The following is an 18,989-nucleotide window of genomic DNA, read 5'->3' on the forward strand; positions in this document are numbered from 1 at the left end:
CGGGGTGTGGTTCCCTGCAACGTAGGCCGGGGAGGCCTCAGGCCTTTGCGGCCGTGTCGACGATCCGCCGGCGTTCGTGCTCTGCGTAAAAACTGGGGTCGGCGAATAGATCCTGCTGCACGTCGTCGTACATCATCTCCAGCGCCTGGCTGCTGGTTGGGGTCATTGGCTCGAAATGTGCGCTGTCGCCACTGATCAGGGTCGAGACGTGGCGACGGCGATAGAGCGCGTAGAGCCCCAGCAGGGCCAGCACGCCGGCGATATAGAGTGGCAGCCCCTGGTTGCCGAACAGGCTCATCACGGCGCCGGCGAGAATCGGCGCCAGGGCGCTACCGGCGCCCTGAACCACCAGCATGTCGGCCGAGCCTGAGACGATCTCATCGGGGTTCAACTGATCGATCAACTGCGCCACCGCCAGGGGATAGAGGGAAAATGCCAAACCGCCCCAGATAAAGAATAGACCCAATAGCGCCCTGGGGTCAGGCACCAGTGGCATTACCGCAGCACACAGGGCGGCGAGCAGCACCACCCAGGTCATCACCCGGGCGCGATCGTGGCGGTCGGAGAAGCGCCCGATGGGAATCTGCAGCAGCGCGCCACCCAGAATCGCCGCGCTCATCACCAGGCCGACACCACCGACATCGAAGCCCTGGGCGCGGGCGTAGACTGGCGTCAGCGCCCAGAATGCACCCATCGCCAGCCCCGAGAGCGCGGCGGCGGCCACCGACAGCGGGGCGAAGCCGAGCAGCGCCTTGAGCCGGCTCTTGGGGCGTGCCGTGATCACCGGCTGGCTGCGCTTGGTCATGGTGATCGGCAGCAGGGCCCAGCAGATGAAGATGGCGGTCATCAGGAACAGCAGATGGCCCTCGGGGGTATCCAGCCGCAACATCTGCTGGGCCAGCGTCAGAGCGCCGAGGTTGATCACCATGTAGAGGGCGAAGACACGGCCGCGCTCGTGGCTGGCGGCCTGGGCGTTGAGCCAGCTCTCGATCACGGTCATCACGGTGATGAAGCTGAGCCCGTAGAGCACACGCAGCGCGAGCCAGACCCAGGGGTCGATGAAGATCAGGTGCAGCAGTGCGGTCGAGGCGCACAGGCTGGCGCAGAAGGCGAAGGTGCGGATATGGCCCATGCGCCGAATCAGGCGCCCGCTGACCCAGGTGCCGCAGACGAAGCCGACGAAGTAGCCGGACATGATCAGACCGATCAGCGCGGTCGGGAACCCTTCGCTGGCGCCGCGCAGGGTCAGCAGGGTGTTGATCAGACCGTTGCCCAGCAGCAGCAGGGCGACACTGCCGAGCAGGGCACGGAGCGGGCGAAGCAGCGACCACATGGCATCTCTCCCGAGGAAGGCTCTGTCTCTACCATGCAGTAAGCATGCCGTTCGGGCCGTGGGTCGCTTAAAGACGCCTATCGATAATGCAGTGTTATCGAAAAAGGGGGATTTCGGGGTGAGAAGTTATCATCATCCTGCACCTCAAGAGCAATATTTTGCACCTCGATGGTGCGCAGTCCGGGCTTGGGCATCCGTGGCGAGCTCAGACATAGAGCACGCCCTCACCGACGATGAGCGCCTCGCCGCCGATCTGGATCGTCTGCTGGCCCGCCTCGGCGCAGGTCACGCGGCCGTGGATATGGCTCGGTCGTCCCATCTCCACCCCCTGGACGATCTGCCAGTCGCGCGTTCGGGTGCCCGACTGGCATGACAGATAGCCGATCAGCGGTGCGGCGGCGCTGCCGGTGGCGGGGTCTTCGTAGAGACTCGCATCTCCCGTGAACATCCGCGTGCGCAGCCGCTGCGGCGTGTCGCGCACATAGAGGTAGAGACTGCGCTCGGAGGCAGCGGGCAGGGCATGGGCGAGGGCGCTGCTGTCGATACGCACCGCAGCCAGTGCATCGAGATCGGCGAGTTCGATCAACTGATAGGGAACCCCGCAGGAGGCGCTGAGCGGCCGGGCAACGATCTGTTCGCGGGAGAGCCCCACGATCTCTGCTGCCTGCTCGATCGACAGTGAGTCTTCACTGACTTCGAGCGACTGCGCCGTGGTCAGCCACGCCTGAGTGCCGGCGAAGTGGATCGGCACGTCACCCACACCCTCTGCGAGGATCAGTGGCGTGTCCGTGTCGTGCCAGCCCAGTGCCTGCGCTAGCCAGGCGGTGCCCACACTCGGATGCCCGGCGAAGGGTAGTTCGCCACTGGGGGTAAAGATACGCAGACTGAGACGTCCGGGCCGGCGCGCGGTGATGAACACGCTCTCGGAAAGGTTCAGTTCCCGGGCCAGCTGCGCCATCTGCGTGTCTGTCAGCGCAGCGGCGTCGGGGAAGACGGCCAGAGGATTGCCCGCGAAGGGCGTGGCGGTGAAGACATCCAGCAGCACGTAGCGATAGCCACGGCGTCCCTGAGTTTGGCTAGCCGGCAACAGAGAACGCTTATCTGGCGTGTTATCAGTCGATAGTGTGTGCTCACTCATCGATTCATTCTCCGGCTGAATTGGCTATCTTCGTGGTCGACTCAGCGCCAGAACGGGCGATGGGTCTCCCGGTATACCTGACTGGGCAGCAGACCGATATCCTGCAACTGGTGCGTATCGAGCTCCGCCAGCTGGCGTCGGGTGCGCCGACGCTGCCAGACGCTGGGCGAGTCATACCGCAGCGATCGTCGACGTTGGCGTGTGTCGCCCCACAGGATACCGTCCACGGTATTCAGCGTGGTGACGAACAGGTGCAAGGGCATGAAGCGCATGGCGGAGGCTCCCGGGTTCGATGAGGGAGCGTCCAGCTTAGGCAGCCGCCGGGGTGCCACACAGAGGCAGAAAACGACTATCTCCGGCACACAGACAGGCGCTTTTCCGCTCTGTATGCCTGTTTTGTGCGCGATCTGTCACGTGAAGCACCAGGCGCAAGCATACACAATGATCGGCGTGACACCCGATGCGATGTGAGGAGGGGAGGATGCACCGTTACGAGCGGCTGGCCGATCATCTGCGTGAGCGTATCCAGGCCGGCTTCTATCAGGTCCACGAGCGCCTGCCCTCGGTGCGTGCGCTGGCGCAGGCGCACGGGGTCAGCCTTTCCACCGTGCAGCACGCCTATCACCAGTTGGAAGATGCCCAACTGATCGAGGCGCGGCCCAAGTCGGGTTATTTCGTCTCGCCGCGGCGCGAGCGCCTGCCCGCGCCACCGGTCGCGCGTACCGCCCAGCGTCCGGTCGAGGTGTCACAGTGGGAGCATGTGCGTGAGGGCACCTGCGTGCTGCCTGATACCAGCATGCACAACCTGGGGCGCGGCATGCCGGATATCGATGCGCCGACGCTCAAGCCGCTGCTGCGTGCGCTGGCCCGGGTCAGCCGGCGCCAGGACCTGATCGGTCTCAACTACGATACCCTGCATGGCCGCCCCGAGCTGCGTGAGCAGATCGCTCGGCTCGCGGTGGGACAGGGCTGCCGCCTGCATCCCGATGACATCGTGGTCACCACCGGCTGCCACGAGGCGATCTCGATCGCCATGCGCGCGGTGTGCGAGCCCGGCGGCATCATTGCGGTGGATTCCCCCAGCTTCTACGGCGCCCTGCAGTCGATTCGCGCCTACGGCATGAGGGCGATGGAGATCCCCACCGACCCCGAGACCGGCATCAGCCTGGAAGCGCTGGAGCTGGCCCTGGAGCAGTGGCCGATCCGCGCCATCCAGCTCACCCCGACCTGCAACAACCCGCTCGGCTATACCCTCTCGGAGGCGCGCAAGCGCTCGCTCTACGCGCTGGCCCGGCGCTTCGACGTGGCCATCATCGAAGACGACGTCTATGGCGATCTCAGCTACGGCTTTCCGCGCCCGCCGACGATCAAGTCGTTCGATGAGGATGGCCGGGTGCTGCTGTGCAGCTCGTTCTCCAAGACCCTGGCGCCGGGGCTACGCATCGGCTGGATCGCCCCTGGCCGCTACCACGAGCGCGCCCTGCACATGAAGTACGTCGGCACCGGCTCCACCGCGACCCAGGGGCAGATGGCGGTGGCCGAGTTCATCCGCGAGGGGCACCACGAGCCGCACCTGCGGCGGATGCGGGCCCAGTATCAGTGCAACCGCGACCGCATGCTCGACGTGATCGCCCGTGCCTTCCCCGCTTCGATCCGGGTCAGCTATCCGGCCGGGGGCTTCATGCTCTGGCTCGAGTGCGCTGAGGACATCGACAGCGTGGCGCTCAATGAGCGCTTGATGGAAGAGGGTATTCGTATCGCCCCCGGAGTGGTGTTCTCTGCCACCGGCAAGTACCGCCACTGCCTGCGCTTGAACCACGCCGTGTTCGATGACGAGATCGCCCATGCGGTGATGCGCGTGGGGCAGCGTGTGACGGAGATGCTGGCTCAGGGGGCCGACGTTGCGCGGCCGGAGACGGCCTGATTCCTCGCTTTCGGCCACGTCACTCGGTCGCTGCTCAGTCGATCAGGCGAGTCACTTCGGCGGCGATCGCTTCGCCCAGCAGACGCTGCTGATCGGGTTCGAAGTGCACACCATCGACTTCACTGACCTGGATCAGGGTGCCGGCGTCGACGAAGCCGACACCCGCCTCCCGCGCCATCTTGCGGTAGCGGCTCGCCAACTGGCGCGATTTGCGCTCGCCGCCGGCGAAGATGCCGGCCAGGGGGCCGATCTCACGGATCGGTGCCGGCGCGATCAGCAGCACCTTGGGGGGTGCCACGCCGAACTGGGTACTGACGGCGTCGATCTCCCACAGCAGCCGCTGCATGCTCAGGGCAATATCGTCGGGGGTGACGGAGAAACGCGCCTTGAGATCGTTGGTGCCCAGCATCAGCGTCATCACGTCCAGCGGTAGCTGGCTGAGCAGACACGGGCGCAGATAGCGCAGACCGTTGAGATGCACCCCTTCGATGGGGTCGTCGTGCAGGGTGGTGCGTGCCGGCAGACCCTCCTCGATCACCCGCCACTCGCTGCCCAGGGCCGCGGCCATCACTCCGGTCCAGCGCGTCTCGAAGGGGTAGCGTGAAAGCGGCCCCAGCGCCTTGACCGGCTCGGTCCCGTGGGTGTTGGAGTCGCCGTAGCAGAGCAGGGTACGCGTGGTCATCGTGGATCTCCGGTGTGCGGTGGCGTTCAGTATGAACGCGGTGCGCAGACCACGGTACCCTGCGGATGGCTAACGCGTGCGGAACACCAGCGCCACGCCGCCGAGGATCGCGGCCATGCCGAGAATGGCCAGCGGCGAGAGCGCGTTGCCCAGCAGCAGATAGTCCAGCACTGCGGTGACGATCGGCACCAGATAGAACAGGCTGGTGACGTTGACCAGGTTGCCCTGCCGGATCATTCGGTAGAGCAGCAGCTGTGCCAGTACCGAGATCACCAGCCCCAACCACACCACGGCGACGATCAGCCCCGGCTGCCAGCTGACGCTCACCGGGCGCCACGGCGTCAGCAGCAGGAACAGCATCAGGCTTGCCAGGTAATGCAGCGGCAGCACCCGGCTTGGCGGCAGAGCGATCGACTTCTGCCCGATCGCGCCGAGAGTCATGCAGGCCAGAGTGGCCAGTGCCAGCAGGATTCCGAAAGCGGGAAAGCGTGCGGCCATCAGGCTCTGTAGTACCACCAGCGCCAGGCCGCAGAGCGCCAGCAACAGCCCGGCGCTACGCCAGCCGGAGATCCGGCGCTCGGTCAGCAGCAGCGTCAGCAGCGGCTGGATGCCCAGCAGGGTCGCCAACAGCCCGGGGGTGATGGCGTGGTCCAGCGTTTCGAAATAGCACACCGAGTAGCCACCGATCAGCAGCGTGCCGACACCAGCCACGCGTAGCCGCTGACCCCGCGGAGGCAGCCAGGCCGCACCTCTTGCCGTGAGCGGCAGCAGCACGCCCAGGGCGAGCAAGAAGCGCAGGATCAGCAGTGCCAGCGGCGAGCCATGGTCCAGTCCCCAGCGGGTGAAGATCGGCGCGCTGCCCCACAGCAGCACGAACAGGGCCATCGGGGCGGCCTGGCCCCATGAAGAAGAACGGTTCATATGAAGACTCATCTGTCGAAGACGTGACGACCGTTCGCCGGACGCGATATACGTCGACCGGTATGAACAGCGAACGGGGAGTGTCGAGCTAGGGCTGGTCGAGCGTGATCAGCCCAGTGCGACGAGGCGTGGTGGCGCTTGCACGCCAGCGACGCTCACGACGACCGCAGGCGGTGCCATGGTGTCAGCTAAGACGTCAGCCACGACTCGCGCGACAGAGGAGCGGGGGGGAGGTGTCGCCGCCAGCACCTGCGGCCCTACCGATATCTCGGCAAGGCGGGCAGCGTGCGTATGCTGGACGTGTGGCGACATGGGAAACCGTCATTCGAGTGTGAATATCCGTCCATCAGCATAGCGCCGGCGACTGCATCGGAGAAGTCGACTTTTGGCCGATCACTTGCCGATACAGAAGCTGCCGAAGATCTCGCCGAGCAGATCGTCGGCGGTGAATTCGCCGGTGATCTCGTTGAGCGCCTGCTGGGCGTCGCGCAGATCCTCGGCGAGCAGCTCGCCGGCGGCGGCGCCCTCCAACTGGGCCGTGCCGCTGGTCAGCGCCTGGCTGGCGCGCTCGAGGGCATCCAGGTGGCGGCGGCGGGCGGAGAAGCGCCCCTCGGTGGTGGCATCGAAGCCCATTACCGCCTTGAGATGGGTCTTGAGCTCATCTATCCCCGCGCCGGTATGCGCCGAGAGGCGGATCACCGGCGGCGTGGCATCGAAGTCGGCGGCGTCGCCCTCACCGCTCTCGTCGATCTTGTTGCGCACCAGCGTCAGCCGCTCGGGGTGAGGCAGGCGGGCGACGAACTCGGGCCAGATCGCATTCGGGTCGGTCTCGGCGGTGGTGCGGGCATCGACCAGTAGCAGTACGCGGTCGGCCTTCTCGATCTCGGCCCAGGCGCGGGCGACGCCGATCTGCTCCACCGCATCGGGGGTGTCACGCAGGCCGGCGGTATCGATCACGTGCAGCGGCATGCCGTCGATATGGATATGCTCGCGCAGCACGTCGCGGGTGGTGCCCTCGATCTCGGTGACGATGGCGCTGTCGCGCTCGGTGAGACGATTGAGCAGGCTCGACTTGCCGGCGTTGGGGCGTCCGGCGATCACTACGCTCATGCCTTCGCGCATCAGCGCGCCCTGGTTGGCGCTGGCGCGCACTGTGGACAGGGTCTCGCGCAGCGCCGCCAGCTTGGCCGCGACCACGCCGTCGGCGAGGAAGTCGATCTCCTCTTCGGGGAAGTCGATGGCCGCTTCGACGTAGAGGCGTAGCTCGATCAGCTCGCCGACCAGCTGCGAGACACGGCTGGAGAACTCGCCCTGCAGTGAGCGCAGGGCGTTCTCCGCGGCGGCGCGGGAGCTGGCGTCGATCAGATCAGCGATCGCCTCGGCCTGGGCCAGGTCGAGCTTGTCGTTGAGAAAGGCGCGCTCGGAGAACTCGCCCGGCCGTGCCAGGCGCGCGCCCAGCGCCACGCAGCGCTCCAGCAGCATGTCCATGAGCACCGGACCGCCGTGGCCCTGGAGCTCGAGCACGTCCTCGCCGGTGAACGAGTGGGGGCCGGGGAAGTAGAGCGCGATACCCTCGTCGATGATGCCCGCCTCGGCGTGGAAGGGGCCGTAGTGGGCGCGGCGCGGCGGGGGGCGGTGGCCCAGCAGGCGCTCGGCCATGGCCCCGGCGTCGGGCCCGGAGACCCTGACGATACCCACGCCACCACGTCCCGGGGGCGTGGCCAGGGCGGCGATGGTGTCCTGACGATAGAGCGGTGCGTTCATCACGGTCTCCGGTGACACGGGGTGGGTGGCGCCGCTCGGGGCCGCGCGCGGGTAGTTGTACAGGAAGGCAGGCCATAAACGCCAGACCCCCGCCGGGGCGGGGGTCTGGGAGGGTTCGCTGGGGCGATCAGCTCTTCTTGAGCGCCTTGCCGCCACCGCTGTCGTCCTTGAGGACGCGCTGGGTGATGAACCACTGCTGCAGGATCGAGATCGAGTTGTTGACGATCCAGTAGATGACCAGACCGGCCGGGAACCACAGGAAGAAGAAGGTGAAGACGATCGGCAGCATCTTCATGATCTTCGCCTGCATTGGGTCCGGCGGGGTCGGGTTCAGGAACTGCTGCAGCAGCATGGTGCCGCCCATGATGATCGGCAGAATGAAGTAGGGGTCCTTGGCCGAGAGGTCATGGATCCACAGGATGAAGGGCGCGTGGCGCAGCTCCACCGACTCCATCAGCATCCAGTAGAGCGCGATGAACACCGGCATCTGGATCACCATCGGCAGGCAGCCCCCCAGAGGATTGATCTTCTCCTTCTGGTAGAACTTCATCATCTCCTGCGACATCTTCTGGCGGTCGTTGCCGTACTGCTCCTTGAGCCGCTGCATCTCCGGGCCCATCTTGCGCATGCGGGCCATCGACTTGTAGGCCTTGGCCGCCAGCGGGAAGAGCACGATCTTGACGCAGACGGTGAGCAGGACGATCGACCAGCCCCAGTTGCCGACGATGTCGTGGATGTGGTCGAGCAGCCAGAACAGCGGGTTGGCGAGGAACCACAGCCAGCCGAAGTCGACCGTCAGCTCCAGATGCGGGGCCACTTTTTCCAGCTCCGACTGGACCTTGGGACCGACGTAGAGGGTCGCGGCGAGCGTCTCTTTCTGGCCCGGCTGGACGGTTTCGTTGGGGCCGGCGAATGCCGCCACGGTGCGATCGCGATTGTCGACGCTGCCGTAGTAGAGGTTCTGCTGATCCGGGTTGGGCACCCACGCGGAGGTGAAGTAGTGCTGGATCATCGCCACCCAGCCGCCCTTGACGTCGCGGTTCTGGAAGTTGCCCTTGCGGATGTCCTCGAAGCTGACCTTGCTGTACTTCTCCTCCGGCGACGAGAAGGCCGCGCCCAGGAAGGAGTGCATGCCGACACCCTGGCCGCTGGTCGGATCGGCGCTCTGATCGCGGGCGAGCTGGCCGATGAAGCGGGCGGTGACCGGCTGCTGGCTTTCGTTGTCGAGCAGATACTCGACCTTGATCGCGTAGCTGTCGCGGTCGATCACGAAGCGCTTGATGATATCGACGCCGTTGACGCTGCCGTGCAGGTCGACATTGAGGCTCTTCTCGCCTTCGCTGAGCGTGTAGCTCGACTTGTCGGCGCGGAAATCGATACGTCCGCTATGCCCCTCGATCTGCAGGCCGGACTTGGCCACGTAGCTGCGCACCTTGTTGTCGCTGAGCAGCACGAAGGGCTTGTCGGAGTCGAGGACCTGGTCATGGCCGAACAGCGCGGCGTAGACGATATCGCCGCCGTTGGGGTTGATGCGCAGGTCGAGCACGTCGCTCTGGACCTGGATCAGGTTGCTGCCCTTGGCGGGTTCACTGCCCGCGGGCATGTCGTCCTCGATCGGCTGGGTCTTGCCTTTACCGCTGTCGGGGGCGGAGAGGGCATTACCTTCCTTGCCACCGTCGCTGGTAGCGGAGGCGACTTCCGGTGCCGGGTTGTTCACGACGTTCTGACCGTAGTCCTGATTCCACTGCATGATCAGCAGATAGGCGAGCACGGCCAGCGGAATCACGAAAAGGAGTCGTTTGAAATCCATAGAGGGGTCTGCCCGGTAAGGGAGTTGTTCGGTAGGCGCCGGGCAACGGCGATCATTCGGCGATGGACGCCGAAGCTCCCCGGCCAGCAGCGCGGGGATGTCCGATCAGGTCGACGAGGTGTCGTGGCGCGTCTGACGCGCGGACTTTTCCAGGCGTCGCCACATGCCGTTGAGCTGGCGTGCGACGCTTGCATTGTCCAGCTCGTGTACGCCTCGCCGAGCGAGAAGAACGATATCCACGGGCGGCAGGCGATGCTGCTGCAGACGGATGGATTCGCGCACGAGGCGTTTGAGGCGATTGCGGTCGACGGCACGACGCACGTTCTTCTTGCTGAAGATCAACCCGATCCGCGGATGGCCAAGCGCGTTGGGGCGTGCCAACACCAGCATGCCTTTACCGTGGACCTTGAAGGGAGCGTGGTCGAAAACGTGCTTGTAGTCCCCGGCGTTGAGCAACCGAAGCTGCCGGGGGAAACCCTGATCGGACACCCTATGTCCGATCAGGCGCTGAGACGCTTGCGACCTTTGGCACGACGACGATTGATGACCTGACGGCCGTTCTTGGTCGCCATGCGGGCACGGAAGCCGTGGACGCGCTTGCGCTTCAGGACGCTCGGCTGAAAAGTACGTTTCATGGTGGCTTTTTCCCAATTGGTTGAGTGATTAAGCTATTGATTTAGCTCGAAAAACTGGTTCGAAACGGGATGCCCGACACGCGTACGGAAACCGGGCTCACTCGGCTCAAGAGCGGGAATTCTAGTGAATCAGGCGATCGGGTGCAATTTTTCTCTGAATTATCCACACCCGTTTGTGGGCGAAACCCTTGCGTCACATCGCCGCGGCGGTCACGCGCGCACGCCGTTAGGTAGCGAAGCGATCGGTAGCCGAGGGCGGCCATGATCGTCCGCGGCTTATCCCCACCCCGCTGGCTTGTCAATCACACCATGTGGTTAAGGATGGGGATAATGTTTGTGGGTAACTCACAATAGTTATTAATTTTCAGTAATTTATGTGATTTTCTGGCCTGTGGGGAAGATGCGTAAGAGAGGTGAAAATCCTGCGAGCGGCAGGAACGCACGAGGCGCCATGCGTCGGTGAAAGCGCGTCATCGGGCGATCGTTTTCCCTAGGCTGTCAACCGCTTTTCCGCCGTTTATCCACAGAGGAATGACCTGGCGACCACGTGTGGATAACCTGTCGGGCCGGCGCTACACTGTGCGGCCGTTTTCTTTTCATCTGCCGAAATTCCCGTGAGGTCGTGTGTCGGTCGCTCTCTGGCAACAATGTCTCAATTCGCTTCAGGATGAGTTGAGCTCGCAGCAGTTCAACACCTGGATCCGCCCCCTGCAGGCGGAGGATGGCGAGACGGACGAGCTCTGTCTGCTGGCACCCAACCGTTTCGTGCGCGACTGGGTCAGCGACAAGTACCTGAAGCGTATCAACGAGCTGCTGCGTGAACTGGCGTCGAGCAGCAAGCCGCCCAAGGTGCGTCTGGTGGTGGGTAGCCGCCGCGCTGCTGCCGTGTCGCCGCGCGATCTGGGCGCGCCGGTGTCGGCCCCCAGCCAGCCGCCGCAGCGCCCCAGTGCCCCCAGCGTGCAGACGCCGTCGCGCACGCCAGAGGTGGCCGAGGAGCAGGCGCTCGATCAGAGCCGCGAGCGCGAAGAGGGCGGCCGGCGTGGCGGTGAACGCCAGGTGCAGGTGGAGGGTAGCCTCAAGCACCAGAGCGGGCTGAACCCCAACTTCACCTTCGAAACCTTCGTCGAGGGCAAGTCGAACCAGCTGGCGCGGGCCGCCTCGCGCCAGGTCTCCGAGAATCCCGGCGGCGCCTACAACCCGCTGTTCCTCTACGGTGGCGTGGGGCTGGGCAAGACCCACCTGATGCATGCGGTGGGCAATCATCTGGCCGGCCTGCGCGACAACGCCAAGGTGGTCTATCTGCACTCCGAGCGCTTCGTCGCCGATATGGTCAAGGCGCTGCAGCTCAACGCGATCAACGACTTCAAGCGCTTCTACCGCAGCGTCGATGCGCTGCTGATCGACGATATCCAGTTCTTCGCCGGCAAGGAGCGCTCCCAGGAGGAGTTCTTCCACACCTTCAACGCCCTGCTCGAGGGCGGCCAGCAGATGATTCTCACCTCCGACCGCTATCCCAAGGAGATCAGCGGGGTGGAGGAGCGCCTCAAGTCGCGCTTCGGCTGGGGCCTGACGGTGGCGATCGAGCCGCCGGAGCTGGAGACCCGGGTGGCGATCTTGATGAAGAAGGCCGATCAGGCCAAGGTCGACCTGCCGCATGACGCCGCCTTCTTCATCGCTCAGAAGATCCGCTCCAACGTGCGCGAGCTGGAGGGCGCGTTGAAGAAAGTGATCGCCGACTCCCACTTCATGGGCAAGCCGATCACCCAGGATTTCATCCGCGAGTCGCTCAAGGATCTGCTGGCGCTGCAGGACAAGCAGGTCGGCATCGAGAACATCCAGCGCACGGTGGCGGAGTACTACAAGATCAAGATGGCCGATCTGCTCTCCAAGCGCCGCTCGCGCTCGGTGGCGCGGCCGCGTCAGGTCGCCATGGCGCTGGCCAAGGAGCTGACCAACCACAGTCTGCCCGAGATCGGTGACGCCTTCGGTGGACGCGACCACACCACTGTGCTGCACGCTTGCCGCAAGGTGGTCGCGCTGAAGGAGGAGAGCGCGGACATCCGCGAGGACTACAAGAATCTGATGCGGCTGCTGACCAGCTGACCCCGGCTGGCGGTGGCTGTTGCCGGAGGGATTGCCCGTAGCGCCCCGGGCAGCAAGAATGAACCCCAGCCGGCAGCGTCGCCGCGGCGCCGACGTTTCTTTCAGGATCGAATTCAACCACGGAGCTCCCATGAAATTTTCCATCTCCCGCGAAGCCCTGCTGCGCCCGCTGACGCTGGTGGCCGGCGTGGTCGAGCGCCGTCAGACCCTGCCGGTGCTCTCCAATGTGCTGATCGAAGTCCAGGACGGTGGTATCTCGCTGACCGGCACCGATCTCGAGGTGGAATTGATCGGCCGTGCGACCACCGATCTGGTCGACGAGCCGGGCTCCGTCACCGTGCCGGCGCGCAAGCTGATGGATATCTGCAAGTCGCTGCCGGATCAGTCGCAGATCAGCTTCACCCTGGAGGATGGCCGCGTGGTGCTGCGTGCCGGGCGCTCGCGCTTCACCCTCTCCACCCTGCCGGTGGCCGAGTTCCCCAATATCGAGGATGGCCACAACGACACCACGCTGTCGCTGCCGCGGGGCACCCTCAAGTACCTGATCGACGCCACCTCCTTCGCCATGGCGCAGCAGGACGTGCGCTACTACCTGAACGGCATGCTGCTGGAGTTGGCCAACCACGTGGTGCGCACAGTGGCCACCGATGGCCACCGCCTGGCGGTGTGCGAGCGCAGCGCCGAGATCGAGCTGGCCGACGCGCGCAAGCTGATCATCCCGCGCAAGGGTGTGCTGGAGCTGTCGCGACTGCTCGACGGCAGCGAGGAGCCGGTGGAGCTGGCGCTGGGGGCCAACCATATCCGCGCCAACACGGGTGAGTTCACCTTCACTTCCAAGCTGGTCGACGGCAAGTTCCCCGACTATGACCGCGTCATCCCCAAGGGCGGCGACAAGACTTTCATCGCCGAGCGCGGCGAGCTGCGTCAGATCCTGGCGCGTACCGCCATCCTCTCCAACGAGAAGTATCGCGGCGTGCGCCTGCAGCTCGAGGAGAACAACCTCAAGGTGATGGCCAACAACCCCGAGCAGGAAGAGGCCGAAGAGAATGTCGGCATCGAATACGCCGGGGATGCGCTGGAGATCGGCTTCAACGTCGGCTATCTGATCGATGTGCTCAACGTGCTCGATGCCGACCGCATGCAGATGACGCTGTCGGATGCCAACAGTTCGGCGCTGATGGAAGAGCCGGGCGGTGGGGATGCGCGCTACGTGGTCATGCCGATGCGCCTCTGAGTGCAGGGAAGTGGCTGCGCTCGATCATGCTTTGTTAAAAACCGGCGAACCTTGCTCACTTATACCCACATAAGCTCTGCTGGTTCGCCGATTTTTGCCGCGCCTGATCGTCGCTCGCCAACTTCTTCCATCTCGGCGGTTAAATGTTCGGGTGCTTCTTTCCACGCTGCCCGCGGTCCGGGTTTTTCCTCTCGTCTCTTGCCATGAGTTTTCACGTGCCATGCCGCTCGACCGGTTGAGTTTCCACGGCCTGCGCAATCTGCATCCGTTCGAGATGACGCCGGGACCGCACATCAATGTGATCAGCGGGGCCAACGGCAGCGGCAAGACCTCGCTGCTCGAAGGGCTCCACGTGCTGGGCATGGCGCGCTCCTTTCGTACCCAGAAGCTCAAGGCGCTGATCACCCACGATGCCGAGGAGATGACCCTGTTCGGGCGCCTCGACGGTGATCCGCCGCGCCCGCTGGGGGTGCGCCGGCGACGCGATGCCCAGGAGCTGGAGATCCGTATCGGCGGTGAGCGCGCCGCACGCGTGACCCAGCTCGCCGAGGCGCTGCCGCTGCAGCTGATCAACCCGGATGCGTTCCGCCTGCTGGAGGGATCGCCGGCGGCGCGGCGCGAGTTTCTCGACTGGGGCGTATTCCATGCCGAGCCGGTGTTTCTCGACGCCTGGAAGCGCGTGCGGCGTGCGTTGAAACATCGGAACGCCCTGCTCAGGCATGATAGAATCGACCGCGCGTCGATAGGCGTCTGGGAGCAGGAGCTGGCCCACTGGAGCGAGCGGCTGGACGCGCTGCGTGAAGGCTACATGACACGCTTTCTGCCGGTCTTCGAGGAGACCCTGGCGGCGCTGCTGCCGCTGCCGGATCTGAGCCTGCGCTACTCGCGCGGCTGGGACCGTCAGCGTGCCCTGCTAGAGGTGTTCGAGAGCGGGCGTGACACCGATCGCCAGATGGGCTTCACCCAGCAGGGGCCACAGCGCGCCGACCTGCGCATTCGGGTCGGGCGCCACGCCGCGGTGGAGGTGCTCTCCCGCGGCCAGCAGAAACTGGTGGTCAGCGCCATGAAACTGGCCCAGGGTCGCCTGCTCGAGCAGCTGAGCGGGCAGACCTGCCTGTATCTGATCGACGACCTGCCGGCGGAGCTCGACGGCGAACATCGGCGCATCTTCTGCCGGTGGCTCGAGACGCTCGACTGTCAGGTCTTCATCACCAGCGTCGAGCGCTCGGCGTTGGCCGACGTCTGGCAGCCGGACACGGATGTCGTGGCATCGTGTATCGCCGGCGGACGGCTGCATTCGGAATGATTTCACCATGGAGTGAGCAATGAGCGAACAGGCCTACGATTCATCGAGCATCAAGGTCCTCAAGGGACTGGACGCGGTGCGCAAGCGCCCGGGCATGTACATCGGCGACACCGATGACGGTACCGGCCTGCACCACATGGTGTTCGAGATCGTCGACAACTCGATCGACGAAGCGCTGGCCGGCCATTGCAGCGAGATCCGCATCGTCATTCACCCCGACGAGTCGATCACCGTCTCCGACGACGGCCGCGGCATCCCCACCGACATCCACGCCGAAGGGGTCTCCGCCGCCGAGGTCATCATGACCGTGCTCCACGCCGGGGGTAAGTTCGACGACAACTCCTACAAGGTCTCCGGCGGCCTGCACGGGGTCGGGGTGTCGGTGGTCAACGCGCTCTCCGAGCAGCTCAAGCTGACCATCTGGCGTAACCACAAGGTCCACGAGCAGGTCTATCACCACGGCGTGCCGCAGGCGCCGCTGGCGGTGGTCGGTGAGACCGAAAAGTCGGGTACCCAGATCAACTTCAAGCCGTCCAGCGATACCTTCGCCAACATCGAGTTCCATTACGACATTCTCGCCAAGCGCCTGCGCGAGCTGTCGTTCCTCAACTCCGGGGTGGCGATCCGCCTGGTCGACGAACGTGACGGCCGCGAGGAGCTGTTCCACTACGAGGGCGGTCTGCGCGCCTTCGTCGACCATCTCAACACCAACCGCACCGCGCTCAACCCGGTCTTCCACTTCGAGATGCAGCGCGAGGACGGTATCGGTGTCGAGGTGGCGATGCAGTGGAACGACACCTTCACCGAGAACGTCTTCTGCTACACCAACAACATCCCGCAGCGCGATGGCGGCACCCACATGGCCGGCTTCCGCGCGGCGCTGACGCGCAGCCTCAACAGCTATATCGAGGCCGAGGACATCCAGAAGAAGGCCAAGGTGGCGACCTCCGGCGATGACGCCCGCGAAGGTCTCACCGCGATTATCTCGGTCAAGGTGCCGGATCCCAAGTTCTCCTCGCAGACCAAGGACAAGCTGGTCTCCTCGGAGGTCAAGACCGCGGTCGAGCAGGAGCTGAGCCGGCACTTCTCCGACTATCTGATCGAGCATCCCGCGGATGCCAAGGCGATCGTCAACAAGATGATCGACGCTGCGCGTGCCCGCGAGGCGGCACGCAAGGCACGCGACATGACCCGGCGCAAGGGCGCGCTGGATATCGCCGGGCTGCCGGGCAAGCTGGCCGACTGTCAGGAGAAGGACCCCAGCCTCTCCGAGCTCTACCTGGTCGAGGGTGACTCCGCCGGCGGCAGCGCCAAGCAGGGCCGTGACCGCCGCACCCAGGCGATCCTGCCGCTCAAGGGCAAGATCCTCAACGTCGAGAAGGCGCGCTTCGACAAGATGCTCTCCTCGGCCGAGGTGGGCACCCTGATCACCGCGCTGGGCTGCGGCATCGGGCGTGAGGAGTTCAATCCGGACAAGCTGCGCTACCACTCGATCATCATCATGACCGATGCCGACGTCGACGGTTCGCACATCCGTACCCTGCTGCTGACCTTCTTCTTCCGCCAGATGCCGGAGCTGATCGAGCGCGGTCACGTGTTCATCGCCCAACCGCCGCTGTACAAGATCAAGCGCGGCAAGCAGGAGATGTACCTGAAGGACGAGCAGGCGATGACCGACTATCTCACCACCACCGCGCTGGACGGCGCCCGCCTGTGTGTCAACGCCGACGCACCGGGGATCGCCGGCGAACAGCTCGAGGCGCTGGTGAGCCAGTATCGTGACGTGATGAAGCGCATCGACCGGTTGTCGCGGGTCTATCCCAATGCGGTGCTGCGCAAGATGGTCCACGCCGCCAAGCTGGAGGAGGCCAACCTGAGCGATCGCGGCACCCTGCAGCAGTGGATCGAGGCGCTGCAGGTGGAGATGGATTCGCTGATCGCCCACGAGGGCGGCCCGCGCTACACCTTCCAGCTGCAGGAGGATACCGAGCGCGGTCTGTGGCTGCCGAGCGTGTCGCTCACCGCCCACGGTGTCACCACCGACTACCTGTGGGGCATCGATTTCTTCCGTAGCGCCGATTACCGCGCGCTGGCGGGTCTCGGCGAGACCCTCGACGGGCTGGTCGAGGAGGGCGCCTACATCGCCCGTGGCGAGCGCCAGAAGCCGATCGAGACCTTCTACGATGCGCTGGAGTGGCTGATGCTGGAGGCCCAGCGCGGGCTCTCGATCCAGCGCTACAAGGGGCTGGGCGAGATGAACCCGGACCAACTGTGGGAGACCACCATGGACCCGCAGTCGCGGCGCATGCTGCGGGTCTCGATCGAGGACGCGGTGGCCGCCGACCAGATGTTCAACACCCTGATGGGTGATGAAGTGGAGCCGCGCCGCGACTTCATCGAGCGCTTCGCGCTGGTGGCCAATCTGGATATCTGAGCGCGTCCGCGACGCTGCCAGGCCAGCCGACGGCCCGCCCCTATTGGGGGCGGGCCGTTTTGCGTTCAGGGATGGTTTTTAGAAACCCAGTTTTTAGAAACAACGCTTTGAGAGCGCCTTTCACAACCGTTAGACGACTTGGGCTTATCCGGCGGCAGGGCCTCGCGAGGTCGCTGTCGAGACTGGCGGGGCTTGCTTACGTTTGCTGTTCGACGAAGCTGCGGATCGCCGCCGCCAGCCGCCGACCCTGGCGTGTCAGCGCTTCCCCTTCGGCCATGCCCACCCCGAGCACCAGACCGCGGCGCGTGTCGCCGGGTGCGCACACCCGGCTTAGCGGCCGCGCCACCAGATGGTGGCGGTTGAGCAGGTAGTGCGACAGGCGTTCGTCGTCGAGGGTAGGGGAGAGCTCGACGCTCAAGCTGATGTTGGGCGCCGGCGGGGAGACGGCGATCACCCCAGGCGTTTCCGCCAGCAGGGCGTGGAGCTCGCGCTGGCGGCCCAGGTAGTCGGCGGCGATTCGGTGGCACCAGCGGTCCAGATCGCCGGCGTCGATGAAAGCGGCGAGCACCGCCTGGTCCAGCAGCCGGCCCTCGCGAAAGACCCCGGTACGTACCCGGTTGAGGGTATGGCTGAGGGCGCTGGGCACCACCAGGTAGCCCAGCCGTAGTCCGGGGAACATCAGCTTGGAGAAGGAGCCGATCAGGATGCGGTTGCCGCTGCGCGGGTCGAACGCCAGGAGCTGGCGGTCGCCGTCTCCGAACTCGTAGTCATCCTCGAGAATCCACTCGGGTGCGAGATGCTGGATCAGCGTTTGTTTGTGAGCGATCACTGACTGCACGCCCAGCGGGTAGTGGTGCGAGCCGGTGAAGTAGACCAGTCGCGGCGAGAGGGCCGGCAGCGGCTGACGGTAGCCGTGGCGGGGGGTCCAGATGGCGTGATCGACACTCAGACCGCAGGCCTGGAAGACGTTGCGCGCGCCCCAGTAGAAGGGGGAGTCCATCACCGCCCGGTCACCCTCGTCGGCGAGCGCCAGGGCGCACAGCTGCAGGCCGTGGTGGGCGCCTTCGGTGATCACGATCTGATCGAGCTCGCAGTGGATGCCGCGCCAGCGGGCGAGAAAGCCGGCGATCGCGCGCTTGAGCGGGCCGTAGCCGCCCGAGGCATAGGCGAGCAGCAGGGTGTTGTGCGGTACGGTGACGCGCGAGTAGAGCTGGCGCCAGCGAGCCAGCGGGAAGTGCACGATATCCGGCACCCCGGGGACGAAGGCGCCGCTCTGTACCGGGCTGGCACCGACATCGCTCAGGAGTCGGTGAGCGCGCCGGGAGATCGGCCCGGTGGTGGGCGCGCTGGTCTCTGGCGGCGCGGGCTTGTGGACCCAGGTACCGCGGCCGTGGTCGGTGATCAGATAGCCTTGCTGGACCAGCCGTTCGATCACCCCGGCCAGGGTATTGCGGGCCACGCCCAGCGATGCGCACAGATCACGGTGACCGGGCAGGCGCTGACCTTTCTGCCAGTGGCGTTCGATCAGCCACAGCAGGGTCTGCTCCAGACGCTGGTGCTTGGTCAGATGGACGGGCTGGGCGTGATAGCCGCTCTCGATCCGGGCCAGGGCCCGGCGGCGATCTTCCATGGGTGCCTCCGGGGCGGGCAGTGACGATGGGATTATGGCGCTTGCCGTCCAAGTGGTCTATCTGAGTAGCAGGAG

The 18,989-nt window shown here is 65.2% G+C and carries 15 protein-coding genes; 5 read left to right on the plus strand and 10 right to left on the minus strand.

What is annotated here, in order from left to right; genetic code table 11:
- Positions 1 to 37 precede the first annotated feature (37 nt).
- The 3 genes from ABV408_RS00120 to ABV408_RS00130 all read right to left on the minus strand — a co-directional run bounded on the left by ABV408_RS00120 (position 38) and on the right by ABV408_RS00130 (position 2,743).
- Positions 38 to 1,333: an MFS transporter gene (locus ABV408_RS00120; protein ID WP_353980527.1), complete on the minus strand. Its 1,296-nt coding sequence runs from the start codon at positions 1,331 to 1,333 to the stop codon at positions 38 to 40.
- A gap of 205 nt (positions 1,334 to 1,538) precedes the next feature.
- On the minus strand, positions 1,539 to 2,420 hold the full coding sequence (locus tag ABV408_RS00125) for a PhzF family phenazine biosynthesis protein (protein ID WP_353980528.1): 882 nt from the start codon (positions 2,418 to 2,420) through the stop codon (positions 1,539 to 1,541).
- A 92-nt stretch (positions 2,421 to 2,512) separates the two neighbouring features.
- Complete coding sequence (locus ABV408_RS00130) at positions 2,513 to 2,743, minus strand: DUF1127 domain-containing protein (RefSeq protein WP_353980529.1); 231 nt, start codon at positions 2,741 to 2,743, stop codon at positions 2,513 to 2,515.
- A 209-nt stretch (positions 2,744 to 2,952) separates the two neighbouring features.
- On the opposite strand from ABV408_RS00130, the gene ABV408_RS00135 reads away from it, so the two are divergent.
- Complete coding sequence (locus ABV408_RS00135) at positions 2,953 to 4,395, plus strand: PLP-dependent aminotransferase family protein (RefSeq protein ID WP_353980530.1); 1,443 nt, start codon at positions 2,953 to 2,955, stop codon at positions 4,393 to 4,395.
- A gap of 34 nt (positions 4,396 to 4,429) precedes the next feature.
- Here the strand turns inward: ABV408_RS00135 and ABV408_RS00140 are convergent, their stop codons facing one another.
- The 6 genes from ABV408_RS00140 to rpmH all read right to left on the minus strand — a co-directional run bounded on the left by ABV408_RS00140 (position 4,430) and on the right by rpmH (position 10,207).
- Positions 4,430 to 5,077: an SGNH/GDSL hydrolase family protein gene (locus tag ABV408_RS00140; RefSeq protein WP_353980531.1), complete on the minus strand. Its 648-nt coding sequence runs from the start codon at positions 5,075 to 5,077 to the stop codon at positions 4,430 to 4,432.
- Positions 5,078 to 5,146: 69 nt separating this feature from the next.
- Positions 5,147 to 5,998, minus strand: coding sequence for a DMT family transporter (locus ABV408_RS00145; RefSeq protein ID WP_353980533.1), 852 nt, complete (start codon positions 5,996 to 5,998; stop codon positions 5,147 to 5,149).
- A 393-nt stretch (positions 5,999 to 6,391) separates the two neighbouring features.
- The gene (gene mnmE / locus ABV408_RS00150) at positions 6,392 to 7,762 is read right to left on the minus strand and encodes a tRNA uridine-5-carboxymethylaminomethyl(34) synthesis GTPase MnmE (protein WP_353980534.1); all 1,371 of its coding nucleotides are present in this window, start codon (positions 7,760 to 7,762) and stop codon (positions 6,392 to 6,394) included.
- Between the two features lie 127 nt (positions 7,763 to 7,889).
- The gene (gene yidC / locus ABV408_RS00155; RefSeq protein WP_353980535.1) at positions 7,890 to 9,572 is read right to left on the minus strand and encodes a membrane protein insertase YidC; all 1,683 of its coding nucleotides are present in this window, start codon (positions 9,570 to 9,572) and stop codon (positions 7,890 to 7,892) included.
- Positions 9,573 to 9,677: 105 nt separating this feature from the next.
- Entirely contained in the window at positions 9,678 to 10,061 is a 384-nt protein-coding gene (gene rnpA / locus ABV408_RS00160; protein ID WP_081919335.1) for a ribonuclease P protein component, read from the minus strand.
- Between the two features lie 11 nt (positions 10,062 to 10,072).
- A complete protein-coding gene (gene rpmH / locus ABV408_RS00165) occupies positions 10,073 to 10,207 on the minus strand; it encodes a 50S ribosomal protein L34 (RefSeq protein ID WP_035473559.1) in 135 nt (44 codons plus the stop codon).
- A gap of 624 nt (positions 10,208 to 10,831) precedes the next feature.
- Between rpmH and dnaA the strand changes: the two genes are divergently transcribed.
- From dnaA to gyrB, 4 genes are all read left to right on the plus strand, one after another.
- Entirely contained in the window at positions 10,832 to 12,310 is a 1,479-nt protein-coding gene (dnaA, locus tag ABV408_RS00170; protein WP_353980536.1) for a chromosomal replication initiator protein DnaA, read from the plus strand.
- Between the two features lie 130 nt (positions 12,311 to 12,440).
- Positions 12,441 to 13,544 carry a DNA polymerase III subunit beta gene (gene dnaN, locus ABV408_RS00175; protein WP_353980537.1) on the plus strand — a complete coding sequence of 368 codons (1,104 nt, stop codon included), beginning with the start codon at positions 12,441 to 12,443 and terminating at the stop codon, positions 13,542 to 13,544.
- A gap of 220 nt (positions 13,545 to 13,764) precedes the next feature.
- Complete coding sequence (recF, locus tag ABV408_RS00180; protein WP_353980538.1) at positions 13,765 to 14,850, plus strand: DNA replication/repair protein RecF; 1,086 nt, start codon at positions 13,765 to 13,767, stop codon at positions 14,848 to 14,850.
- Positions 14,851 to 14,869: 19 nt separating this feature from the next.
- Positions 14,870 to 17,284 (plus strand): DNA topoisomerase (ATP-hydrolyzing) subunit B, encoded by a 2,415-nt coding sequence (gyrB, locus tag ABV408_RS00185; RefSeq protein WP_353980539.1) that lies wholly within the window; start codon positions 14,870 to 14,872, stop codon positions 17,282 to 17,284.
- Positions 17,285 to 17,480: 196 nt separating this feature from the next.
- On the opposite strand, the gene ABV408_RS00190 is transcribed toward gyrB, so the two are convergent.
- Positions 17,481 to 18,914, minus strand: coding sequence for a PLP-dependent aminotransferase family protein (locus ABV408_RS00190; protein ID WP_353980540.1), 1,434 nt, complete (start codon positions 18,912 to 18,914; stop codon positions 17,481 to 17,483).
- Between the last annotated feature and the right edge of the window lie 75 nt (positions 18,915 to 18,989).

Origin of the sequence: Salinicola endophyticus (assembly GCF_040536835.1) — a bacterium.
GTDB lineage: Bacteria > Pseudomonadota > Gammaproteobacteria > Pseudomonadales > Halomonadaceae > Salinicola > Salinicola endophyticus_A.